This window comes from Capnocytophaga sp. oral taxon 332 str. F0381 (assembly GCF_000318275.2).
Lineage (GTDB): Bacteria > Bacteroidota > Bacteroidia > Flavobacteriales > Flavobacteriaceae > Capnocytophaga > Capnocytophaga bilenii.
On the sequence record NZ_KB291295.1, the window covers coordinates 1 to 24,177 of the forward strand.

A 24,177-nucleotide genomic window follows, 5' to 3' on the forward strand; every position below is an offset into this window, starting at 1 on the left:
CAAACTCTTAAAGTTTGCCAAAGTGTGTGGCGCATTTTGAATTTTGAATTTTGATTTCTGAATTCTGAATTATGGGACTTTTGGGACTTGTGAGGGGTATCTCTAAAAAATGCTGGTATGGTAAATTAGGGGGTATAAATTGACAAATTGGCTAATTGACAAACTAACTATTAACAAACTAACTATGGATATAATAAAATTACTGCCTGATCACGTGGCAAACCAGATAGCGGCGGGTGAGGTGATTCAGCGTCCTGCTTCGGCTGTAAAGGAGCTTATGGAAAATGCTATCGACGCTAAGGCTACCATCATCAAACTGCTGATAAAGGATGCGGGTAAAACTCTGGTGCAGGTAATTGATAACGGAATAGGTATGAGCCCTACGGATGCGCGTTTGGCATTTGAACGACACGCTACTTCTAAAATACAACGTGCGGAAGACCTTTTCAGCTTGCAAACAAAGGGTTTTAGGGGGGAAGCTCTTGCCTCGATAGCGGCTATTGCGCATATTGAGATGCAAACTAAACGCGATGAGGATGAATTGGGGACGGAAATATTCATAGAGGGTAGTAATATCAGTCGGCAAGAGCCTTGTGTGTGCCCTAACGGGACGAGTATTGCTATGAAAAATCTGTTTTTCAATATTCCTGCAAGGCGTAATTTTTTGAAATCGGATACGGTGGAGGTGCGCCATATTTTAGATGAATTTCAGCGGGTGGCTTTGGCTCACCCTGCCATACATTTCTACCTTTACAACAATGGAAGTGAATTGTTTAACCTGCCTGCGACTAATTTTAGGCAGCGTATAGTGCATTTGTTTGGCAATAAAACTAATGAGAAATTGGTGCCTATTATTGCCGAAGATACCAATGTGGTGCGTATCAGCGGTTTTATAGTGAAGCCTAATTTTTTGGCTAAAAATAAGAATTTGCAGTTTTTGCTGGTAAATCATCGTTTTGTAAGAAGTCAGTATTTGAACCACGCTATTGCAGCGGCTTACGAGGGTCTTATACAGCCTACGCAAAAGCCTGAATACTTTATCAATCTGGAGGTAGATCCTGCTACGATAGACATCAATATACACCCTACTAAAACGGAGATAAAATTTGAGGAAGAGCATACGATTTACGCTTTGCTAAAATCGGCAATAAAACATAGTTTGGGACAGTTTAATATTGCACCTACTCTTGATTTTAGCAAAGACCCTACCTTTGACATTCCTTATGCATACAAGGACAAGGAGGCTACTTTTCCGAAAATAAAGGTAGACCCGAACTTTAATCCTTTTAAGGAAGAGAGGCAGCAACGCAGTGGTGGGGGTGTTTCTTTTCAGCCTTCTTTTAGCAAAAAAACGGCATCGTGGGAGAGTTTGTACACGGGTATTGAGTCGGCAATTTCACAAATAGAGCCTATGCAGGCTACTAATACGCTATTTGAGCCACCGCAGGTACTGCCGCAAAGCAAAAAGATTATTACGCTGGCGCAGAAGTATTTAGTTACTACCTTGGGGGGTGAGCTGATTATCATCAATCGCAATCGTGCTCACCAGCGGATACTTTATGAGCGCTTTATGAGAAATTTGAGCAGGAACCACAGCAGCAGTCAGCAGCTAATGTTTCCGTATGAATTAGCTTTTGGGGCAGAGGAATTGGCAATCATAGAGAGCTTGCGAGGGCTTTTTGAACAAATAGGTTTTACTTTTGACATAGAGGCAGATAGGATATGCATCAGCGGAGTGCCAATGCACCTTACAGAAAGTGAAATACCGCATATTTTCAACAACTTGATACAGGAACATATTGAGGCTTTGCCAAGTAGTGAAAATACTCAAAAAGAGGCTTTTGCAAAGGCTTTGAGCCGTAGCTTGGCGGTGAAAACGGGACAGGTGCTGAGTGAAGAGGAACAAGAAGTTTTGGTAAATAACTTGTTTAGTTGTGAAGAAGTATTAATTTCGCCTTTTGGAAAACGGATTTACTACAACCTTTCGGGGAACGAAATTGGGGCGATGTTTAATGATTAGAAAATTAGAAAATTAGAAAATTGGTAAATTAGTAATGGAACGAATTACAAAAACAGTATTACACTTGGTGATTATCAACACTATTTTTTTGTTGATTACCGAATTTAACTTACTATCGCATTTAAATATAAGGGGGTTGCTCCCGCTTTATTACTTTGAAAACACGCATTTTCATTGGTGGCAATATATTAGCTATATGTTTTTGCACGCTGATTTTATGCATTTGTTTTTTAATATGTATGCTTTGTGGGCATTTGGTTCGCCTTTGGAAAATATATGGGGGCGCAATAAATTTCTTTTCTTCTACTTTTCGTGTGGAGTGGGGGCTGCCTTGTTGCAGACGGCTGTAAATTACTATCACGTACATCAGGGGCTGAATGCTTTGGCGATGGAGAATGTTGACCCTCAGGGGGTTATTGCTCTTATCTCGGACGGTCGTTATTATCCTTATTGGGAAACGATTATCAATAAGAGTACCTTTGACAATATGGCAAGTGCATTGGCTTCTACAACAATAGGGGCTTCGGGGGCTATTTATGGTATTCTGGTGGCTTTTGGTATATTTTTTCCTGATACTAAGCTGATGATGCTTTTTATCCCCTACCCTATTGCAGCACGTTACTTTATTCCTATTATCGTAGGCTTGGACTTAGTGCTGGGCATTACAGGAAGTGGAGGTATTTTTGGGGGTAATATTGCTCACTTTGCACATATAGGGGGTGCTTTGATAGGATTTTTGATAATGCTATACTGGAAGAGACATAGTAAATTTTGAATTTTGAATTCTGAATTTTGAATTTGTGGGAGTGCGAGCCGCACGGGCAAAGATTTGAGAGTGCGACAGGTAGGACTTGTGCGACAGGTAGGACTTGTGGGACTTGTAAGACTTGTGGGAGGGCGACAGGTGCGACAGGTGTGTGGTGCTGTAACTTTGTATTAAATTGTATTTTTATATCAAAAACTAAGGACTAAAATGACATTGCGTTTTTTTATTACAATGACTATATGCTGCTGGGGCTTGACGGCTTGGGGGCAGTCGGTTGTACGTGGTAAGGTTGTGCAGGATACTATTCCTTTGGCGGGGGCTCACGTGCTGAATATGACGAACCATACAGTGGCTACGACTGATGCTAATGGATATTTCAGCATCAATGCTCGCGAAAATAGTACCCTGAAAATTAGTTTTGTGGGTATGACGACTACTTTTCACAAGGTTACTAAAGAGGATTTTGGCTTTGGGGGACTTCTTATCGCAATGAAAGAGGATATCAACGAGTTGGAAGGGGTAGAAGTATCAAAATACCGAAAAATTTCTGCTCAAGACTTGGGTATCTTGCAACATACTACTAAAGAACGTTCTTTTGCTGAGAAAAGACTTTATGCGACTAAAGGGATTGGGATTGTATCTATCCTAAGTACGCTTTCTGGACAAAAAAAGATACTAAAAAAGATAGTTGCTAACGAAAAAAATATGCAAGTGGCACTCTACCTGCGGGAACACCTAAGCGAGTTTTTGAAAAAAGAACTAAAAATAACGGATGAGGAAGTTGAAATTTTGGCTTATTACGTAATGGAAGAACCTGAAATACATACGCTGGTGGGGCGCAAAGAAGACCAACAATTGGGGTTTTTGCTTTTGGAATATTGGCGTAAATACAAGCTAATGGTACAGACGGAAGAAGCTAAGTAATAGCTGATAAAAACTAACTGACAATGAAATATATAGCTACTTTTATACTATGGGCTACTTTGGTGGCTACCTATGCCCAAGAAACGATAGTACGGGGCAAAATATACTACAACCTGAAACCTTTGGAAGGGGTACATATACAGAACATTGACAACCAAGAGGCTACTACTACCGACAGCGAGGGGTCGTTTGCCATCAAAGCAAGCAAAGGGCATAGCCTGAAATGTACTTTTATGGGCAAAAAAACAATATACCGCAGTGTTACACCGGTGGATTTGCAACGGATTGTGGTACTGACAATGACCGATGTAACGATTGCACTTGAAGAGGTAAGCGTAACAGAAAGGGGTAAAATTACGGCTCAGAGCTTGGGAATACTTCAGCATACCCCTAAAGAGCGTTCGTTGCAAGAAAAAAGGGAATATACACATACTAAATTACTACAGGCAGACGAAATTACGCTTTACAAACTGCTGGTGGGGCGGGTGGATTTTAATATTCTTTCTGTAATAAACGCTCTCTCTGGAGAAACAAAAATTATCAAAAAAGAGGTAGTAAATGAAAAGAATATAAAAGCAGCTTATTACATTATAAATGAGATGGGTAGCTACTTAGCCACTGAACATCATCTGACGGAGGAAGAAATAGGTAAATTGGCTTTTTACGTAATGGAAAAGCCTGAAGTGCAGAGCTTGATAGACAAAGGAGACAAGCAACAATTGAGCTTTATGCTGTATGAATATTGGATAGAAATGAAACCGTAAAAAAATTAACATATTATTTTTGCTAATTAGAAAATATTTTGTACTTTTGCCATAGAAAAAAACGAGGGTATTTGAGGCTTTTTAGTACCAAAAACACCCCCTTATAAATAAATTTATTTTTATGAAAAGTATTGAAACAGCAAAAGCGTGGCTCTCTGACGTTTTTGACAAGGAAACACGCAGCAAGGTTCAGGCACTCATTGATGGCAACCCCGATGAACTAAATGAGGCTTTCCACAAGAACTTAGAATTTGGAACAGGCGGTATGCGCGGTATTATGGGGATTGGTACTAATCGTATCAATAAATACACGCTTGGAAAGAACACTCAAGGGCTTAGTAACTACCTGAAAAAATCATTTCCTAACCAAGAAATAAGGGTGGCTATAGCACACGACTGCCGCAACAACTCTAAAACATTTGCTAAAGTGGTAGCTGATGTATTTGCAGCAAACGGCATTAAAGTATTCTTGTTTTCGGACTTACGCCCTACTCCAGAACTTTCATTCACGGTGCGACAACTGCAATGCCAAGCGGGAATTGTACTTACTGCTTCGCACAATCCGCCAGAATACAACGGCTATAAAGTGTATTGGCAAGATGGTGGACAAACTGTTCCTCCTGAAGATGGCGATATTATGAAGGCTATTGAAACTATTGATTTTAAAGACATCAAATTCAACGCTGACGAAAGCCTTATACATTACATAGACAAGGATTTGGACAATGCATTTGCTGAGGCTTCTATTAAGCACGTGAACTTTGGAGTGCCTGAAAAAGATAAACTGAAGATTGTATTTACTTCATTGCACGGTACTTCTATCACTATGGTTCCTGAAGTGCTAAAACGCGCTGGATATAGCAACCTACACATCGTAGAAGAACAAGCTACCCCTGATGGTAACTTCCCTACTGTAAAATCACCTAACCCTGAAGAACCTGAGGCTCTTACTATCGCTCTTAAAAAAGCTGATGAAATAGGCGCAGACATCGTTATTGGTACTGACCCTGATTGCGACCGTATTGGTATTGCTGTTCGCGACCTCAACGGCAAAATGAAACTGCTAAACGGCAATCAAACTATGGTAATGATGACTGACTTCTTGCTAAACCACGAAAGCAAAAAAGGTTTTAAAGGCAATGAGTTTGTAGCTTCTACCATTGTTTCTACTCCTATGGTACGCGCTATTGCTAATGCTTACGGGGTACAATACAAAGAAGGCTTAACAGGCTTTAAATGGATAGCTAAAATGATAAAAGACTTCCCTGAACTTAGATTTATAGGGGGTGGTGAAGAAAGTTTTGGCTATATGGTAAGCGACTTTGTACGCGATAAAGATGCGGTTACCGCTACACTATTGGCGTGTGAAATAGCTGCTGATGCTAAAGCTAAAGGTAGTTCTTTCTACAACGAACTGCTAAAGGCTTATGTGAAATATGGTTTCTACAAAGAGTACCTTATCTCACTGGTGAAAAAAGGCATTTCGGGTTCGGAAGAAATTGCAAAAATGATGAAGGACTTGCGCGAAAACCCATTGAAGTCTATCAATGGTGAAAAAGTAACTTTAGTGGAAGATTATCAAACCTCAAAAGCGCATAACTTGCTAACAGGTGAAGTAAGCAATATTGACATACCAAAATCGAACGTGCTTATTTACCACACTGATAAGGGTACTAAGATTGCGGCACGACCTAGCGGTACTGAACCTAAAATTAAGTTCTACTTCAGCGTAAATGCTCCTCTGAGCAAAGTAGAAGACTTTAACGCTGTAGAAAAAGAGCTTGATAGCAGGATTAAAGCAACTGTGGAAGAGCTAAAACTAAAATAGCCTAATCTCAATATATTCATTAATTTTGCCAAGGGGGTGGCTATACAAGCATACTCCTTTGGCAAAATTTATTTAACTATGGTGCTACTGGCTGTCTTTCTTTTCTTTAGCATTCCTGTTACATCTACAATGAGATTGGCTAAATAGCCATAGATAACTAATAGAAGTATCCCTGTAAAGATATTGACATTGAAAAGATAAAACTCTACGAATGAAAATAGGATACTAATTCCTAAAAAGAATTTCAGTATTCGCTGCCTATATGGGATACGGTAATGTTTCTGCCCGTAATAATAAGAAAATAACATCATAGAAGCATAGGCAGCAAGAGTAGCCAAAGCAGCTCCTTTATAACTGAACAACGGAATAAGGGTAAAGTTAAAAACGATTGTAACGAGCATTCCGATAATAGAGAAGATAGCTCCAAATTTGGTGTTATCGGTTACTTTATACCATACTGAAAGGCTGTGGTAAATACCCAAGCATAGATTGGCTAACAGAATAATGGGTACTATCCAAAGGGCTTCCCAATAGGCTTCGTTGGGAATAAGTATGTGTTTGAATACATTGGTAAAGACGGTTATAAACAATAAGAAGAAACCACCAAAGATAGTGAAGTATTCGGTTACTTTGGCATAGCTTTTTTTAGCATTCTTATCCTTAGCTGTGCTGAAAAAGAAGGGTTCTACCCCCAGCTTATATGCAGTTACAAAAAGATTCATAAAAGTACCCATTTTATAACAAGCAGAATAAACCCCTATAGTGGTATCTGCAGTTTCTTTGGGGAGTAACATACGCAAAAAGACGCGATCGAAGCCTTCGTTGATAGCGAAAGCAATGCCCGCTAATAGCACCGGGAAGGCATAAAGCATCATTTCACGCCATAATGCATATGAAAAACTAAAACGAATCTTGACATAAACAGGTATCAAAACTATAAGGGTGAGCAAACTTGCAATTACATTGGAAAGAAATATATAAGTAACCCCTGCTTCCATATAAAGTTCTTTCTCAGAAAAAAAAGTAAGGAAATAGATATTTAGAAGCATATTAATGGCAGTACCCCCTACTTTTATAGCTGCATAAGTCAGTGGTTTGTTGTTATTGCGTAGCCACGCAAAGGGTATAACCACTAAACTATCAAACACTAAAATAAGAATAGCAAAAACGATATGCTCGGTATCATAATTGAGCCACGAAGCAATAGACTCGCGTAACAGATAGGCAAGTGCTAAAAATAACAAAGAAGTAACTGTAAGTGAAGTAAGTGCGGTAGATTGTACTTTTTTGGTATGCTTGTCTTTATTCATAAAGCGGAAAAAAGCAGTTTCCATACCATACGACAGCAATACATTGCCTAAAATAATATAAGCAAAAATACCTGAATAGATACCAAAATCATAGGTATCGAGCTTATTGACGTAAAGGCGTGTGAGCAAGAGCGTCATCACACGAGGCAAGACGGTTGCTATGCCGTAAATAGTTGTGTCTTTTAAAAGTCGTTTTAACATACTCTTCTTATCCAAAAAGTTCTTGAATAGCGTCTTCTATCTTGGCTACTTTTACAATCTTAATATTTGTATTCTTGAGAGCTATTTTGTTGTATTTAGAAACAAAAATAGTATTAAATCCTAATTTTTCTGCTTCGGTAATACGTTGTTCTACTCGCTGTACTGGACGTATTTCACCTCCTAAACCTACTTCGCCTGCAAAACAAATATCTTTATCAATAGCTATATCTTCATTAGACGATAAAATAGCCATTGCTACGCCTAAATCGGTAGCGGGGTCATCAATAGTAATACCTCCTGTAATGTTTAAAAATACGTCCTTAGCCCCTAAACGGAAACCTGCACGTTTTTCGAGCACTGCCAAGAGCATATTCAGTCGCTTAGCATTAAAGCCCGTAGTGCTTCGCTGTGGCGTACCATACACTGCTGTACTTACAAGAGCTTGTATTTCAATCATCAGTGGACGCATACCTTCCAAAGTAGCCGCAATAGAAGTTCCGCTGATAGTTTCATCGGTTTTAGAAATAAGTATTTCAGAAGGATTATTTACTTCGCGCAATCCATTACTGAGCATCTCATAAATACCCAACTCAGAAGTAGAACCAAAACGATTTTTCAGCGAACGCAAAATGCGATATACGTGGTTACGATCGCCTTCAAACTGCAAGACGGTATCTACCATATGCTCTAATATTTTAGGTCCTGCTATCTGTCCGTCTTTAGTGATGTGCCCAATGAGAATTACAGGCGTGTGTGTAGTTTTAGCAAACTTAATCAGTTCAGAAGTACATTCTCTTATTTGTGAGATACTCCCTGCCGAAGCCTCTATGTAGTCTGATTGCAGTGTTTGTATAGAGTCGATAATCACTATTTCGGGCAAGAGTTCTTTTATTTGTTGGAAGATATTTTGCGTTTTAGTTTCGGTGAGGATATAACAGTTATCAAGACGATGCGGAATACGATCGGCACGCATTTTTATCTGTTTTTCACTTTCTTCTCCCGATACATAAAGGGTGCGATAAGGCAAATTGAGTGCTATTTGCAGTAATAACGTACTCTTTCCAATACCTGGTTCGCCTCCTAAAAGTGTTACCGAACCAGGCACTATACCACCTCCCAGCACGTTGTTTAGCTCGTGGTTATTGCTATTGAGGCGTTCCTCTTGCTGAGTGCTAATTTGTGAAACAGCAATATATTTAGGAGCTTTATTTCTGCTTGTTGTAGTTTCTCGTTCTTGCCATATAGGCTTTTCTTCTTTTTGCACTACCTCTTCCACAATAGTATTCCACTGCTTGCAGATATGACACTGTCCTTGCCATTTACCATATTGTGCTCCACAATTCTGACAGAAATAAGCTGTTTTTAGTTTTGCCATTTCCTTATTTTATTAGTTATTAGTTAGAAGCTGCAAAAGATACTGCCCGTATTGGTTTTTGAGCATTGGCTGAGCTAACTCTCTTAGTTTTTCAGCATTTATCCAACCTTTGCGATAAGCTATTTCTTCCAAACAAGAGATTTTCAAACCCTGACGTTTTTCTAAAGTCTCTACAAAGTTTGATGCCTCACTAAGTGAATCGTGAGTACCCGTATCCAACCACGCAAAACCACGACCTAAAAGTTGTACTTTCAGTTCACCATCGTTTAGAAATACCTGATTAACAGTTGTAATTTCAAGCTCACCACGTGCCGAAGGTTTAATTTCTCCTGCCACTTTCACTACTTTATTGGGGTAAAAATAAAGCCCTACTACTGCATAGTTAGATTTAGGTTGGGCAGGTTTCTCTTCTATGCTAAGCACATTTCCTTGAGTATCAAATTCAGCCACCCCATAGCGTTCAGGGTCTTTCACATAATAGCCAAAAACGGTAGCTTTGCGCTCTTTCTCTACATTATCCACTGCTTGCGAAAGCATTTTTGAAAAGCTTTGTCCGTAGAAGATATTATCACCTAATACTAAGCAAACATCATCATCACCTATAAAGTCCTTGCCAATAATAAAGGCTTGTGCAAGTCCATCAGGACTTGGTTGTTCGGCATAACTCAAGCGAATACCAAAATCAGTCCCATCTCCTAAAAGGCGCTGAAAACCAGGTAAATCTTGAGGCGTAGAAATTACCAATATCTCACGAATACCTGCCAACATTAGCACCGATAGCGGATAGTAAATCATTGGTTTGTCGTAAATAGGGAGCAATTGTTTTGACACTCCTTTTGTAATAGGGTACAAGCGTGTGCCTGAACCACCTGCTAAGATTATTCCTTTCATCTTTTATTAGTTTTTAGTAATTCACCTTTAATCATCGTCTTCGGGGATAGAAGCATTCTCCACTATAGTAGTTTTTTCTCCTTTGCTATCCACTTTATATTCATTGCCCCCTTCTATCAGTAAGCCCTGTATCACCCCTTTAGCGTGCTGTACATCAAGGTCTATCACACGCTTATTCATCAGGTAAGTTACCTCGCTATGAAGGCTATGACCTATAACAAACTTGCCTACGTTCCATCGCCCCATTATCTCATCAGCTTCTTCAGGGGTAATAGTTTGTTTGCCCCAACCCCTATACCACATCGGGCTTACACCAAACTTATAAATAGTGCTACATACATTATCTTGTAGTTTTTGAGCTTTCTTATTTTCAAAATAATAGCGGCGTGCATTGTTATTCAGCTCCTGCACCGATAAGTTAAGGTCAGAAACCTCTTTAGAAATACCCGCGTGTACAAACACATAATCACCTATTTTTTCTACAATATTTTTAGTGCTCAGCCAGCGACCCAATTCAGTATAAGGTTTATAGAAGTCTATATAAGGAAAGTTCATCAGTTCAGCATTAGCAAGGTATTTTTTGCGCACATAGCGGAAGTCGTTATTCATATTCATCAAGTCGTGGTTACCAAGTATAAAATGCACCTTACCTCCTGCTTTTTCAGCTTGGTTTTCCAAGTGATAGATAAGCCAAAGAGTTTGAGTAACCATCAGTCCGCGGTCGAAGAAGTCACCTACAGTTACCAAATGCCCTTTGCCAAATGTCCATTTATATTTTTCGTTCATCACCCCATTAGCAATAAGAAAAGAACGAAAAGCCTCAAATTCCCCTTCTATATCCGAAATAGCAATCAGTTTTTCAGGCATAGGATATACAGCAGACTCATTGGTGAGCTTTTCTTTTAGTCTCAAACTAAAGTACTGATTTTTATCTACTTGCACTTTTAGTTTTTTAGCTCGTTTTCTCTTCCCATCGTACAGCTTAGTAGTCACCTCTATTTTTCCATTTTTCTCGGTAACAGCTTTTATTTCCTGCTGCTCACCGTGTTTTCTGTAATACACATAAGGTCCATCTATACCTGCAGTAGAAGTATCCTTACTCAATCGCTTTTCGCTAAATATAGGTTTAAGCTCTTGTCCTTGAGCTTTTTCAGCTACCAAAATACCAAAAGACAAGCACAAACCTATTATGTAATGTTTTATTTTCATAATCAAAAAAATATGTTTAATGACTAATGTCGCAAAGATACAATATAATTACAAAATTAGCAAGCCTAATTACATTGCCACTGAAAATTCTCGACTTTCGATTGCATCTCGGGGCGATACTCATAATGCCACCATTCAGAGTAAATTGACTTAAAATTGTATTTATTGAGTGTTTCTTTCAGCAATTTACGATTCTCAAGCACCTCCTTAGAGTGCTGAGTATAAGTGTGATGCGCCTCTTTCCCAAAAAAATCAAAAGGCGTACCCATATTCAGTTCCTTACCTTGAGCATCTACAAGTGTAAGGTCTACAGCAGCTCCACGATTATGTTTAGAGCCCTTAGCAGGGTTAGCCACATAGTGCGTACCAGGAAGTATTTTCCACATTTTTTTCTGCACATCAAGTGGTCGATAACAATCGTACAGCTTAATGCGATAGCCCAATTGCTTAAACTCTTCATTAGCTTTCACTAGTGCTTCAGCCGTATTTTTGCGCAAATAACACTCACCACATTCATACACCGCCTGTTTCAAAAAATTATCTGCTGTAGCATATTTCAAGTCAAATACAAAATCAGGCGAAAGGTCTTTTAGCCGTACAAAATCTGCTTGTTGTGCTATCCCCAAAAAAGGAAGCAAGCACAATAAATAGCTTAAAAGTTTGTCAGTTATCATCTGTTATTAAATTTGTTGTTACCTCAGCACCCTATCAGGCTGTTTGTTTTTCTCCCATTTCAAGTCCGAAAGCATAGAAGCTTTGATACCAATAAAGAAATACCACGAAGTGCGATAGCCAAAAGGCGTAAACTGAAAACTCATACGGAAGCTATCCAAGTCGCGCTCAAAACGCAATTGAGTGTATGTAAAGCCCTTGTTTACAAAGTCATAACCGCTCGATACCCCCACCTGCCATTTCGGCGTAAGCGATACGTTACCCGAGAACATCAATGAGTTATTAGCAATACGCCCTTCCCGTGCCATATTGGAGTAGGTAAGCGAGTGCGCCAATGTCAAATCCCACGGAATCACCGCTTGGTAAAACTTAGGTTTTTTATCATCTTCCTCGCCCTCTTCACCTTCTTTGTGTCTTCTATTTGGCTCCTCATTTAGCGGTCTTGAAGAGCCAAAGAGGTCATCAGTACGCCCACCTGTAGCATTACCTGTGGGTTTTTCGCGTTTGTTTTTATCCCCTTTTTTATCTTGCTTATCTTTGTTAGAAAACGAATAGTTGGTTGAAATATTCGCATTGGTAAGTCTGAAGAGACTACCCCCATTGTCAATATTCCATTTTTCCATTTGTCGCCCATTATTATCAATAGCATAAGGATTGAGCGTTGCACCAAAGTTGATACCCAATTTACCATTGAAAATAGCCGTACCCCCTGTAACATTTAGCGGACTAAATTGCTTGGTAATCACATTGTAATTAGAACTGAAGTTCAGACTATTGAGCAGCATCACTTTTTTGGGTTGCGTTTCGGTGCTGTCTTTTTGCTTCATTTTAGCCTCAAAAGTATTGGCTAACGAAAAGCCTATAGACTGTGCCTCACTCAAACCTGGTGTACCGTAAATTCCCCCCTCAAAGCGAGTGTATTGAGCCTCACGCCCATAAGCGTCAGCTATATAATAATCGTAGTACCTATCAAACGAAGGCGTATAACCATAATTTACCGAAGGGCGCATCACGTGTCGTATAGCTTGTATAGGAAAGCCCTTTTTAAATCTAAAAGTACCATAGATAGTTGTACCCAAGCTCGTTCCCGCATTGTAAGTCATAAAACGATCAAAACCTCTAATAGTATCAATAGCAGATTTTCCCGTAGTAGCGTTAAAATCGCGGCGGCGTATCGTCCTGAACTGCCAAGTTTCGTTTAGTGATGAGTTGATACCCCAAGTAATATACTTCATCAATTTTGCAGTAGTACTTATAGGAATAGAGTGCTGTACCCCATTGCGCGCCTCATTAAACATCTTTTTGCTGAAAAACAAACTATCATAAGTAGAAAAACGATTATCAGCCTGCATACTATACTGAAAGTTCAAACTCTTGATAAGTCCTTTTTTAGTTTCCCCCTCTTTAGCAAAAGGATAGATACGTTCCATACTGCCACGAAGCGAAGGCAAAGTCATATCTATATTTTTAGTATTGGTATTTTGTGAATGCGATGCCGAAATTGATATGTTCACAGCAGGCGAAGCCGGAAAAGTCTTAGAATAAGATACTGACGACATCATCGTATTGTTCAAAAAGTTAGAAGTGTTCACCTGATTGTACGATTCTTGGTAATACCTACTATTACTTGATAAATTCACCGATGCCGAAAAGTTAGAATTTGGATTCGATTTAGAGTCTTTGCTGTGTGTCCATTGAATACTATACATTTGGCTACCCGAATAATCAGGTAAGCCCCTCATACTGTAGATGTTATTCTCAAAAGTTAAATTGAAGTTCCCCGTATATCGGTAGCGTTTCACATAAGCCGACTGCGAGCGCAAACCATAGCTACCATTAGTATAATAATCAGCCGAAAGAGCAAGGTCAAAATTATCACTGATAACAAAATAGTAACCCAAGTTCTGCAAAAAATAACCACGATTATTTACCTCTCCAAAAGTAGGAAATATAAGCCCCGAAGTGCGCCCCGTAACCATAGGGTAATAAGCAAAAGGAATAGCTATAGGAGTAGGAATATCAGCAATATACATATTGCTAAACCCCGCAATAATCTTCTTTTTAGGCACAAACTTCGCCTTCCTCACCTTGATGTAATAATCAGGGTCGTCTAAATCCTCAGCCGTAGTAATAATAGCGTTGTGCATAAAGTAAGTAGAGTCATTCTCTTTTTTTATCACCTCGCCCTTTACATTATTTTCGTCCTGCTTGGTATAAGCATTGCGAATAATAGCCTTTTGGTTGCGATAGTTAAAGCGGATAGAATCAGGCTCAATTACATCTTTACCTTGCTTAAATACAGGGTGCTGAGTATATTCACCCACACTATCTTTAAGCCTACCTGCATACACCTCACCCTTTTTATAGTCAATCACATCCACACCCGCCGTAATGTCAATATCAGTATATTTCACATTCGTTTGGTTGTGAAGTGCTATTTGTTGCTTTTTTACATTAAAAACAATACTATCTTTAGCCTTATAAGTTACCACATCTTCCAATGCGCCGTTAGTACGCTTTTTAATCGTATCTTTAGCAACCACACTATCCTTTTTCTTTTTAGGCTTTACAGGTTTTTCTCGCCTGCCACGCAACTGTTTCTTGATACTATCATTTTTAATGGTATCGCCCATTGCTAATGGCAAACCATAAGATGACCCTTCTCTTAAAAAAGGAAAACTATGCGCATACCAAAAGCACAATGCTATTAGTAATATACTGATAATAAATGTTATAGTACGTTTATGATGTAACAAAACAAATGCTATTTTACGTTAGTTTGACGGCTCAAATACTTTTCTTTATCTTTTCGGAGTTGTACCAAGCGATAATTCTCGGTAGCGATGATAAAAGCAGTCAATTTATACTTTTGTAGCAAGCTATTAAGCTCATTTACTACACTCTGTGCCGAATATCCATCGCGCAGATGATGTATTACCAACCACATTTCTCCTGCTTTATACACATCGGTTGAAAGTGTTAGCACTTCCGAAATCGTATTTATTTTTTCTAATATCTCTTTCTTTACCTCTTCACGTGTTGCCGAAGTAGTACCCATAATGACTACTTTCCATTTTGTAGCTTTTTCATCATCTACAAATGGCTCGTTATCCACCTCTTTCAGTTCTTCCAACAACTGCTGTGCTTCCTCACTTTCAGCAGTAGCAGGATAGTTGGTTACTATTTGTTGTAACTCCTCTCTGTAGTGCGCTACTCCCTCCAGCCTGCCTATTGTTTGTGCTTGCAACAAAGCTATGGCTGGTGCTGCAGCTGTCTCGTGGTAACGCATAGCTTCGGTTTGCAATTGTTGTGCTACTTCTTCTATCTCGCCACGCTTGTATTGTGCCGTGAGCGTATCGGCAAATTGTTGCGCCATTTTATTGCGTTCCTGTTGTGAAGTTTCTCCTCCTTGTAACAATCTCGCATAATCTGTCCCCTCGTAATTAGCCAATAATTGTGCTTTAATAGCTGCAGCTTTGGGGTTTTGTGTATCTACGTAATTTTTATAAAGCTCATAAAGGCTCACCACCTCTATATCAGGTGCAGGTTTTAGAGCCAATACCCGTTCCAAACGTTGTATTGCCAATTCGTTCTCGTTGAATTTTGCACGATATAATAATCCCAATTGGTACAACGCCTCATTTCTTTGAATAGTAAGTGCTGTAATTTCGGCTTCTGTTTTAGGCAGTTTAGCAAGATAGCTATCTGGCGTATCAGCCACTACAGTAGGTTTTTCCTCTTGCTTTTGATCTTCTTGCAGCTTAGGCACAGCACTATGGCTTAATGATTGCCAGCGCCAATTGTCTTCCAATTTTCTATCGCCCCAATACTGCTGAAATTGTTGCTTACCATAAGCCACTGTTATAGGATTGTAAAAGTAAAACTTACCACTTTTATCTTCATTACCAGCTACTTCCAAGCCTGTTCCTCCATTAGTATTGCGTTTTTTCTCTTGTTTTTTAGCTTTTAGTTCAGCTACCTGCTGCAACGAATCTATATGTTTTTGATAAAAAGCACGGCGCTGGTCTTCAGGCATTTGCAGTACATTTAGTATGCTGTCATTCTTTTTTACTACAAACTCCAATTCGGTTATTTTAGCCAAATTATCCTTTTTGCGCCTTGTATACAAGTGTTCAAAAGTGTTTTCAGGTATATAGATAAGCGTACTATCCAAGTGTTGATAAGCCCCCACGTAATTTTTTTGAGCAAAAAACAACTCCGATAAGCGCATATGTGCCTTTGCCTTCAGAGGATCATTATCTTTATTGTTGAGCAAGGACTCGCGATAGTAGTTGATAGCCGTTTTTATATCATTGTCTTTTAGCATCTCGGCGTGAGTATAGAAAAGCACATCCAACAAGTTTTTATGCTCATAGCGATTTTCCAATTTAGTAAGGTATGCTAAAAAATCAGCTTTTTCCTGCCCTGTAAATACCTTGTTACGTGCCTTTCCTGCTTGTGCTTCCACCCACAAGCGGCGCGGTATTTTCCAATTTTGTTTAATCACTTTTTCAAAAGCCACCGCAGCCGAATCTTTTTGCAGCTGCTTTTCGTACAATTGTGCAGCAATAAAGTAATACCTACCACGCAAAGCCTTATTGCGCGTGTATTTTCCCGCATCGTAAAGCGCATCGGCAGCAATTCTATATTGCTCCTGATTGATGTATGCCTGTCCCAGTGTGGCATAAGCTTCTGCCTTATCGTTACGGCGCATCTTGGGGTTCTCTTTTAACAACTCAGTAAGTTTATCTATCGCTACCTTGTCTTTCCCTAAGCGCAAATTTGTTTTTTGTGCCCACACGGCAGCCTCAGGAATACGCTCACTGAAACCATAATTGGTAAGCAAATGATTAAACGCCTCCAAAGCAGGAAAAAAACGCTCATTGTAATAACGCGACTGCCCCAAAAGCATATAAGCATCGTCAATCTTATAATTGCGTTGAATGCCGTTAAATACCATTGAGTGCCGCTGAATTGTTTTAATAGCCTTCTCTTCAGCACGCTCAAAATTAGGATTTTCTACCCCATCTAACTGCACTTTGCCTGTCATTCCAATAGGTTCTACAGGTAATATCTTGCCAAAGTCGTCTTGGTATTTATTGCGCAGTTCGGTAAGCCCCTTAGCATAAGCTTCTTCGCCGTTGTAAAGCACGTTATATTTGGTTACTATAGGCTGTAGCTGCCTGTTGTAGTACGTATTAGCATTGGGGGTACAAGCTATAATATATAGCAAGACCCCAATGATAAAACTACCATATAATAAGCCTCTTCTCATTCTTTTTTTATTTTAATATGAGTGCTGTTTTTTCTATTCTGTTTATTTCTGCCTGAAATAAACATCTATAGGCACTCCTGTAAAATCAAAATGCTCACGCAGTTTATTTTCTATAAAACGCTTGTAAGGGTCTTTTACATATTGTGGCAGGTTTGCAAAAAAGGCAAACTGCGGCATAGGTGTAGGTAATTGTGTACAGAATTTTATTTTGATATATTTCCCTTTAGTAGCTGGCGGTGGATAGTTCTCTATAATAGGAAGCATCACCTCGTTCAGCTGGCGTGTAGCGATACGCCTTGTGCGATTGTTGTAAACTGCCACTGCCGTTTCTATCGCCTTGTAAATACGCTGTTTGTTCAGTGCCGAAACAAACAAAATAGGCACATCTGTAAATGGTTCTATTTCTTTGCGGATAACGGCTTCAAACTCTTTGGCTGTATTATTTTCTTTTTCTATCAAATCCCATTTGTTCACCAAGATTACAATTCCCTTACGATTGCGTTGTGCCAACCAAAAAATATTAGCATCTTGGCTTTCAAATCCACGTGTAGCATCAATCATCAGGATACATACATCAGAGTGTTCAATAGCACGTATAGAACGCATTACCGAGTAAAACTCAAGGTCTTCCTTCACCTTCGCTTTGCGCCTGATACCAGCCGTATCTACTAGATTAAATTCAAAACCAAAACGATTGTATTTAGTATCTATAGCGTCACGTGTAGTTCCTGCAATATCGGTAACAATATAGCGGTCTTCGCCAATAAGAGCATTGATGAATGAAGATTTTCCTGCATTGGGACGACCTACTACTGCAAAACGAGGCAATACACTATCTTCACGTTCTTCTTTTTCGGGCAATAGAGCTACCAAGTCATCTAAAAGATCACCCGTACCACTACCGTTAATGCTTGATAGTGCATACAAGTACTCAAAGCCCAAAGCGTAAAACTCGTGCATTTCGTTGCGCCTATTATTACTATCCACTTTATTTACCACTACCAAGACGGGCTTTTGGCTACGGCGCAGCAGCATAGCCACTTGCTCGTCCATACCTGTAAGCCCATCTTCTACATTCACCATAAAAATAATCACATCGGCTTCATCAATTGCAAGTGCTACTTGTTTATCAATTTCTTTTTGGAAAGTATCGGCACTATTAGGCAAGTACCCTCCAGTATCAATCACCGAGAAGGCTACTCCATTCCAGTCGGTTTTGCCATAATGGCGGTCACGTGTAACACCACTCACGGCATCTACTATCGCCTCACGGCGTTTTATTAATCGATTAAAAAGTGTTGATTTTCCAACATTCGGGCGACCTACAATAGCTACTATAGCACTCATAATTAATTTTTTATTTTTGCAAAGATACGAAATAATGTTTAATTGTCAATGATTAATTATTAATCATCATTGTTTAAATAGTTTTTTCAAGTCTTGCAAGAGGATAATTTGTTTTTCTACAGAATTGGTAGGCGAAAGTGATTTTTTGATATTCACACCTTCATCTATAACATTTTTAAGAACCTGTTGTGCAAAAGGGTTTTCGGTATCTTCTACAATTTCCTTTAGTCCTTTGCACAGTTTTTCGGTCATAGGGGTATCGTCAAAATGCATAGCCCAGCGGTATGCTTTTTGGAAATTGGCAGCCATTTCGGGGTCTTTCACAAAAGGGTAATACACTATATAAGGCAACAAGGTATCTAAATACTGTTGCATTTGGTTATCTACAATTACCCCTGCCAATCCCGATAACTGGTCGGCTGTGAGTTTTTTAGGATTAGCTTTCTCTAAAAACTCTTTAGCAAGTGCAGGCTGTGTGTGAGCAAGTCCGTTAAGTGCGGCATTTTTTACTGCTGAAGAGTGTGCTGATAGTGATTTTTGGAAAAGATTACTATATTTTTTATCTTTAGTTTTGCTCAGCACCCACATAGCAGCTGATTTAGCAAGGTTTTCAGGGTCTGAAGTTGCTATTTTCTCTACAATAAGCTGTTCTGAAGTGCTTAAAGGAAGGTCTTCAAGTTTATTAAGGGCTTTGATACGCACTTTGAAGAAAGGATCTTGTAGTGCCAAAAGCAGTATTTTCTTATCATTTACCATTTCTACCGCCTGCAATCTACTTTTTACCTGCGGGGCGTGTTGCAGCTGATAGCGGTATTCGTCATCGGTTTTGGCGAATGTTTCTTCCATTATGATAAGCCCATCGGGGTTGATATTTACTAATTGTGGCGTTTTTTCTACCGAAAAAGTAAAGGTATTTTCTTTTTTAGCGTTTACCCATACGTTTTCGTGACGAACTTTACCGTCAATGTAAATATCTATTACCAATGGGAATTGAAACAATAGGTCTTCTTTTTGAGTTTGAGTAATTTTGAGTGTTAGCTTTTTAGTTGCCACATCGTATTCTTTTGATACTTCCACCTGCGGGTTTCCGTTGCCAAAAAACCATTGGTTGAAAAACCAGTTAAGGTCTTTTCCGCTTACTTTTTCTAATGATAAGCGTAGCTGGTGGGCTTCACCTGTGCTGTATTGGTTGTTTTTGAGGTAGTGAGTGATCCCTGCAAAGAAAGCTTCATCACCAAGGTAACGCCTAAGCATATGGAGGATAGCACCGCCTTTGTTATAAGAAACGAGGTCAAACATATCTTCACGGCTATCATAATCAAAACGCACTAAGTTCTTAGCAAAGTCGTTGGGGCGTTCTTTGTACTGTTGGGTATCGTTTAGGAGGTGCTCTTCGGCTACATCTTTATTGTATTTATGTTCTAACCAAAGGTATTCGGAGTAGTTAGCAAAAGATTCGTTTACAGTGAGGTTTGCCCAGCTTTCGGCAGTTACAAGGTCGCCAAACCAATGGTGCGCAAGCTCGTGAGCAATGATTCTCTCCCAGTGGTTTTGGTCGGCGAGGTCTTCAGCAGTTTGGTAAGCTGTTTCGGCGTGACTTACGGCAGTAGTATTTTCCATAGCCCCACTTACAAAGTCGCGTACTACTATTTGGGCATAGCGTTGCCAAGGAAATTCATAACCAAATCGCTCTGAAAAGAAAGTGAGCATTTCGGCAGTATTACCAAAAATTTGTTTGGCTACGCTTTCGTATTCTTTTTCTACGTAATATTCTATAGGTACTTTTCCTTTCCAAGGGGTATCTTTCACGATAGCAAACTCACCTGCTGCCATAAAGAAGAGGTAAGGGGCGTGAGGTTTATCCATCACCCAATGGTCGGTACGATTGTTACCCGAAGTTTTGGATTTTTTTAATACTCCATTAGAAAGGGTAACAAAGTTATTGGGTACGGTAATTTCTATTTCTTGGGTAGTTTTTTGAGAATTATCGTCAATAGTAGGGAACCAGCAAGAAGAAGCTTCAGTTTCGCCTTGTGTCCATACTTGTTGCATAGGTTTGTCGGGCTCATTATTAGGATTGATAAAGTAGAGCCCTTTAGAAGAGAGGGCTGGTTCTCCATTAGAGTCGGTTACCTTTTCGGGCTGTGCAGTGTACTGTATATAGACAGTGTATTTTTCGTCTTTTTGGTATGTTTTGTCAAGTTTTATTTTTAGCAGATTGTTTTTGTAAGCAAATTTCAGGGGCGTTTGAGTTTTGTTTTTTTCTAAGGCTACTTTGTGAATGAGCATTGCTTTGGCATCTAATACCAAACTATCGGTAGGGTAAAAGTAAGGAGCAGCAGTAAGCCATTCCTCGCCATTAAGTGTTTGGTTTGAAAAATTAAAGTTCACTTTTAGGTGTGTGTGCTGCAAGGCAGTTTTTTTTTCACGAGCAGCACGGTATAGTGTTCTTCCAGAATAGTCGGTTTGGGCTGTAATGATATTGGCTAAAAGTAGCCCAATGGTTGTAATCAGTAATTTTTTCATTTTTTATTTGTTTAGCTTTTAAAAGAGTAGTATTTTATAGGAATCTATTATGCCAACTTTCTTGTAATGGCACTTCCCAATGCTCTTCGTATTCCCATTTGGTATTTACTAAGTTGTTAAACACGATTGTTTGTGCCGAAACCGCTTTATCTTTCACCATTTTTTTAAACTCAATGAGTGGCTTATAAGCTATGTATTCGCCCTGTCTGTAGCTCACATTCATACGGTCTAACAAAGTAACGTTATATGCCTGCTCTAACTGTTGGATAAAGCGTACCAATGCATCGAGCGAGCAGCCTGATACCGCGTGTACATTTTGGTTTGCCCCTATAACGATAAACCTATTATAACGTATTTCAAATGAAGCCCATAACTCACTTCCGTGAGCTGTCCATTCTTCAAGATAAGCCTTTAGCTGCGTGGTGAGCTGTGCTTGTTCTTCGGGGGTAAAGCTACGATTGCTTTGGTATATCCATACACGAGCATCTTCGGGAAGTTTTTTAAAATCTATATACATATTTTATAGTGTTTTTTATTATCTATTTGTTTTATCTTTTTGTCAATCGGTCAAGAGTGCGTTTGTTGTCGCGGTCTTTTATAGTTTCGCGTTTGTCGTACAATTTTTTACCACGTACTAAGGCTATTTCCACCTTTGCCAGCCCCTTATCATTGATAAATAGGCGCAAAGGCACTATGGTAAGTCCGCTGTTTTTTACTTCTTTGTTCAGTTTGCGCAGTTCTTTCTTTTGCAATAAGAGTTTTCGTTCACTTTTAGGACGGTGGTTGTAATAAGTACCAAAAGCATAGGTTTCAATAGTCATATTGATAACGAAGAGCTCTCCCCGCTCATTAAACTCACAAAAACTCTCAGCAATAGAGGCTTTCCCAAGCCTAATAGACTTTATTTCGGTACCTACAAGCACTATACCAGCCTCGTATTTATCAAGAATTTCATATTCAAACTTAGCGCGTTTGTTTAATATCTGTATCGTTTTCTGTATCATAATCAGTTATTTTAAACGGGAAAAAAGAAAGCAGCAGGGCGTTCTTTAAACTTCAGTATTACTGAGTGCAACAGGTTGCGCAATTCTGAAAAAGGTACTTGGCGTGAGCGCAATGCTATCCACAATGATAGCGAAAAACTCACTATAAAATTACCAAATCCTACAATTCCTATCCCCAATATACACCATATAACATTCTCTAAGCTAATATTAAAATTAGCCCCAAACAGCCCATAGGCAAAGTTACCACTCACAAAGGTAATGTGCCGTATATCAATATTCAATTTGAAGAATACACCCACTGTCCAAGCACTTCCCATAAAGACTCCAAACCAAATATTTGACACTACACTTGGCCATTTTTTTTGCATCCACGCTGCTACTCGTTGCATACGTTTTTTGCCAAACATACCTTTTAAAAATGGGTGTTCTGAAAGCCTGTAATAAAAGTTATTAAAGTTATTCTCGCTTGCCACATTGCCCGCTATAATTCCCGATAAAAACAAAAATACCCCTGCTATACAAGCGTGCATAAATACGGGTGTGTGCCATATATTCATATCTTCTAAAAGATGCAAACTCTTTGGGGTAGCAAAGTTATAGCCCACCAAGTAACTCACTATAAATGCTAACAACATAGATACGGGGAAAGCCCCAAAGACATTGCCTACAAAGGCAATAAACTGTGAGCGAAACAAGCGGGAGAACAATACAGCAAACTCTGAATAGACTTTTTGTTTGTTCTTGTTATCCTGCGGATTGATATTCTCTAAACTCTTGGCTATAGTGGAAGCCGTCATAGCGGGTTGCTTAGTAGCCAGTGTAGAGCCTGTTAAATAAATGAGTACGAAGCCTATGGCGTAATTTAAGCTATAATCAAAAGCACGCCCGAAATCACTTTTATCGGGGTTCATAGAGAGGTATAACTTTGTTAAGCACATAAAGCTAACAATTACTCCGCCCCATAGGGCTGTTTTTAACATTTTGAAATACTCTGATGAGGTGGAGGTAATATAATGTTCGCCTGTTTTGCCCGTATAATTGGTTATTTCATACGTAATATTGTACACACTATCATTTATGAGCTTTCTGATGTTGTTCTTTTTAGAATTGGTACGCACCAAATCTAAATAAAATGCTATGGTTTTATCTTTTTTATCTTCTTCTTTTTCAATAAAAAGGTAGTTGTACAAGCGCTTGATGCGCTTTACTTGCTGGCGTATGAGCAATAAAGTTTGATTTACACTAAAAGTAACCCCGTATTTTGAGGTATTGACATCGGCTTTGTTTAGAAAATCTTCGCATTGTCCTACTAATATGTTCAGATGCTTGTAATCTAATTCGTGTTGTGAAAGGCTTAGATAGGAGCGTTTTTCATCACGCATAGTACGGGCTAAATTGTTGAGCTCATCATCTAAGGCTATAAAAGGACTATTCAGATTGGTATATTCGGGCACCATACGCAGCACATCTGTTTGCAAGGCAAAACCACCCATACGCTGCGAAAGTATCACTATGGCTAACAATATTTGGTTGGAGGTGGCAGTGGGCTGGATTTCGCTGTAAAAAGTATCAAAACTTAATAGGCTAAAAAGTTCTTGCCAATTTTCAAAAGGAATACGCCCCAGCCATTTAGCATCTGAAGGTTTATAAAATATTTGGTTCAGCACATACTGAATGTTATCCTGCGAGGGCTGGTCGGGGATAAGCTGGCGGATAATGCGCCTACGCAATTCTTTGAAAAACGACACACTCTTGAGCAAGCCTGCATCGGTGAGCAGTAGTACTTTTTTCTTATCGGAAAATACGTTTAACAGTTTTTCTTTGAAAAAAGCAATACTATTGGCATCTCTCTTTAGCTCGGCGATAAGTTCGTTGATATTAAGAGCTGCTTTTTTATTACAACTTTTGTGCCTAAAGTAATCTACGATATTGAAAATAAAATCGATATCTTCATAATCGGTACTATGGGTAAAAGTCTCGAATATTTCGTATATAGAATTATAGTTTTTTCGGAATAACAACATTTTAGGCAAATAAAACAATTAATAAGACTGCAAAGGTA

At 39.1% G+C, this 24,177-nt stretch carries 17 protein-coding genes; 5 read left to right on the forward strand and 12 right to left on the reverse strand.

Annotation, left to right across the window (positions count from 1 at the left end; genetic code table 11):
- Nucleotides 1-184 precede the first annotated feature (184 nt).
- From mutL to HMPREF9075_RS04955, 5 genes are all read left to right on the forward strand, one after another.
- The gene (gene mutL / locus HMPREF9075_RS04935) at nt 185-2,020 is read left to right on the forward strand and encodes a DNA mismatch repair endonuclease MutL (protein ID WP_009415383.1); all 1,836 of its coding nucleotides are present in this window, start codon (nt 185-187) and stop codon (nt 2,018-2,020) included.
- 34 nt (nt 2,021-2,054) lie between these two features.
- Nucleotides 2,055-2,795, forward strand: coding sequence for a rhomboid family intramembrane serine protease (locus HMPREF9075_RS04940; protein ID WP_034556895.1), 741 nt, complete (start codon nt 2,055-2,057; stop codon nt 2,793-2,795).
- Nucleotides 2,796-2,993: 198 nt separating this feature from the next.
- On the forward strand, nt 2,994-3,710 hold the full coding sequence (locus HMPREF9075_RS04945; protein WP_051033409.1) for a carboxypeptidase-like regulatory domain-containing protein: 717 nt from the start codon (nt 2,994-2,996) through the stop codon (nt 3,708-3,710).
- A gap of 23 nt (nt 3,711-3,733) precedes the next feature.
- The gene (locus HMPREF9075_RS04950; protein ID WP_009415386.1) at nt 3,734-4,474 is read left to right on the forward strand and encodes a carboxypeptidase-like regulatory domain-containing protein; all 741 of its coding nucleotides are present in this window, start codon (nt 3,734-3,736) and stop codon (nt 4,472-4,474) included.
- Between the two features lie 121 nt (nt 4,475-4,595).
- Nucleotides 4,596-6,302: a phospho-sugar mutase gene (locus HMPREF9075_RS04955; RefSeq protein ID WP_009415387.1), complete on the forward strand. Its 1,707-nt coding sequence runs from the start codon at nt 4,596-4,598 to the stop codon at nt 6,300-6,302.
- A 68-nt stretch (nt 6,303-6,370) separates the two neighbouring features.
- On the opposite strand, the gene HMPREF9075_RS04960 is transcribed toward HMPREF9075_RS04955, so the two are convergent.
- From HMPREF9075_RS04960 to HMPREF9075_RS05015, 12 genes are all read right to left on the reverse strand, one after another.
- Nucleotides 6,371-7,813 carry a lipopolysaccharide biosynthesis protein gene (locus HMPREF9075_RS04960; RefSeq protein WP_034556898.1) on the reverse strand — a complete coding sequence of 481 codons (1,443 nt, stop codon included), beginning with the start codon at nt 7,811-7,813 and terminating at the stop codon, nt 6,371-6,373.
- Between the two features lie 7 nt (nt 7,814-7,820).
- Nucleotides 7,821-9,188, reverse strand: a complete 1,368-nt coding sequence (gene radA / locus HMPREF9075_RS04965; protein ID WP_009415389.1) for a DNA repair protein RadA — start codon at nt 9,186-9,188, stop codon at nt 7,821-7,823.
- A 12-nt stretch (nt 9,189-9,200) separates the two neighbouring features.
- The gene (rfbA, locus tag HMPREF9075_RS04970; protein WP_009415390.1) at nt 9,201-10,079 is read right to left on the reverse strand and encodes a glucose-1-phosphate thymidylyltransferase RfbA; all 879 of its coding nucleotides are present in this window, start codon (nt 10,077-10,079) and stop codon (nt 9,201-9,203) included.
- Between the two features lie 27 nt (nt 10,080-10,106).
- The gene (locus HMPREF9075_RS04975; RefSeq protein ID WP_009415391.1) at nt 10,107-11,288 is read right to left on the reverse strand and encodes a metallophosphoesterase; all 1,182 of its coding nucleotides are present in this window, start codon (nt 11,286-11,288) and stop codon (nt 10,107-10,109) included.
- A 65-nt stretch (nt 11,289-11,353) separates the two neighbouring features.
- Nucleotides 11,354-11,962, reverse strand: a complete 609-nt coding sequence (locus HMPREF9075_RS04980; RefSeq protein WP_009415392.1) for a M15 family metallopeptidase — start codon at nt 11,960-11,962, stop codon at nt 11,354-11,356.
- Between the two features lie 18 nt (nt 11,963-11,980).
- On the reverse strand, nt 11,981-14,593 hold the full coding sequence (locus HMPREF9075_RS04985; RefSeq protein WP_009415393.1) for a putative LPS assembly protein LptD: 2,613 nt from the start codon (nt 14,591-14,593) through the stop codon (nt 11,981-11,983).
- Nucleotides 14,594-14,724: 131 nt separating this feature from the next.
- The gene (locus tag HMPREF9075_RS04990; RefSeq protein ID WP_009415394.1) at nt 14,725-17,235 is read right to left on the reverse strand and encodes a tetratricopeptide repeat protein; all 2,511 of its coding nucleotides are present in this window, start codon (nt 17,233-17,235) and stop codon (nt 14,725-14,727) included.
- Between the two features lie 42 nt (nt 17,236-17,277).
- A complete protein-coding gene (der, locus tag HMPREF9075_RS04995; protein WP_009415395.1) occupies nt 17,278-18,582 on the reverse strand; it encodes a ribosome biogenesis GTPase Der in 1,305 nt (434 codons plus the stop codon).
- 66 nt (nt 18,583-18,648) lie between these two features.
- Complete coding sequence (locus HMPREF9075_RS05000) at nt 18,649-21,108, reverse strand: M1 family aminopeptidase (RefSeq protein ID WP_009415396.1); 2,460 nt, start codon at nt 21,106-21,108, stop codon at nt 18,649-18,651.
- Nucleotides 21,109-21,142: 34 nt separating this feature from the next.
- Nucleotides 21,143-21,625, reverse strand: a complete 483-nt coding sequence (locus tag HMPREF9075_RS05005) for a hypothetical protein (protein ID WP_009415397.1) — start codon at nt 21,623-21,625, stop codon at nt 21,143-21,145.
- 31 nt (nt 21,626-21,656) lie between these two features.
- Nucleotides 21,657-22,112, reverse strand: coding sequence for an SsrA-binding protein SmpB (gene smpB / locus HMPREF9075_RS05010; protein ID WP_009415398.1), 456 nt, complete (start codon nt 22,110-22,112; stop codon nt 21,657-21,659).
- Between the two features lie 11 nt (nt 22,113-22,123).
- Nucleotides 22,124-24,139 (reverse strand): hypothetical protein, encoded by a 2,016-nt coding sequence (locus HMPREF9075_RS05015; RefSeq protein WP_009415399.1) that lies wholly within the window; start codon nt 24,137-24,139, stop codon nt 22,124-22,126.
- Nucleotides 24,140-24,177: the final 38 nt, after the last annotated feature.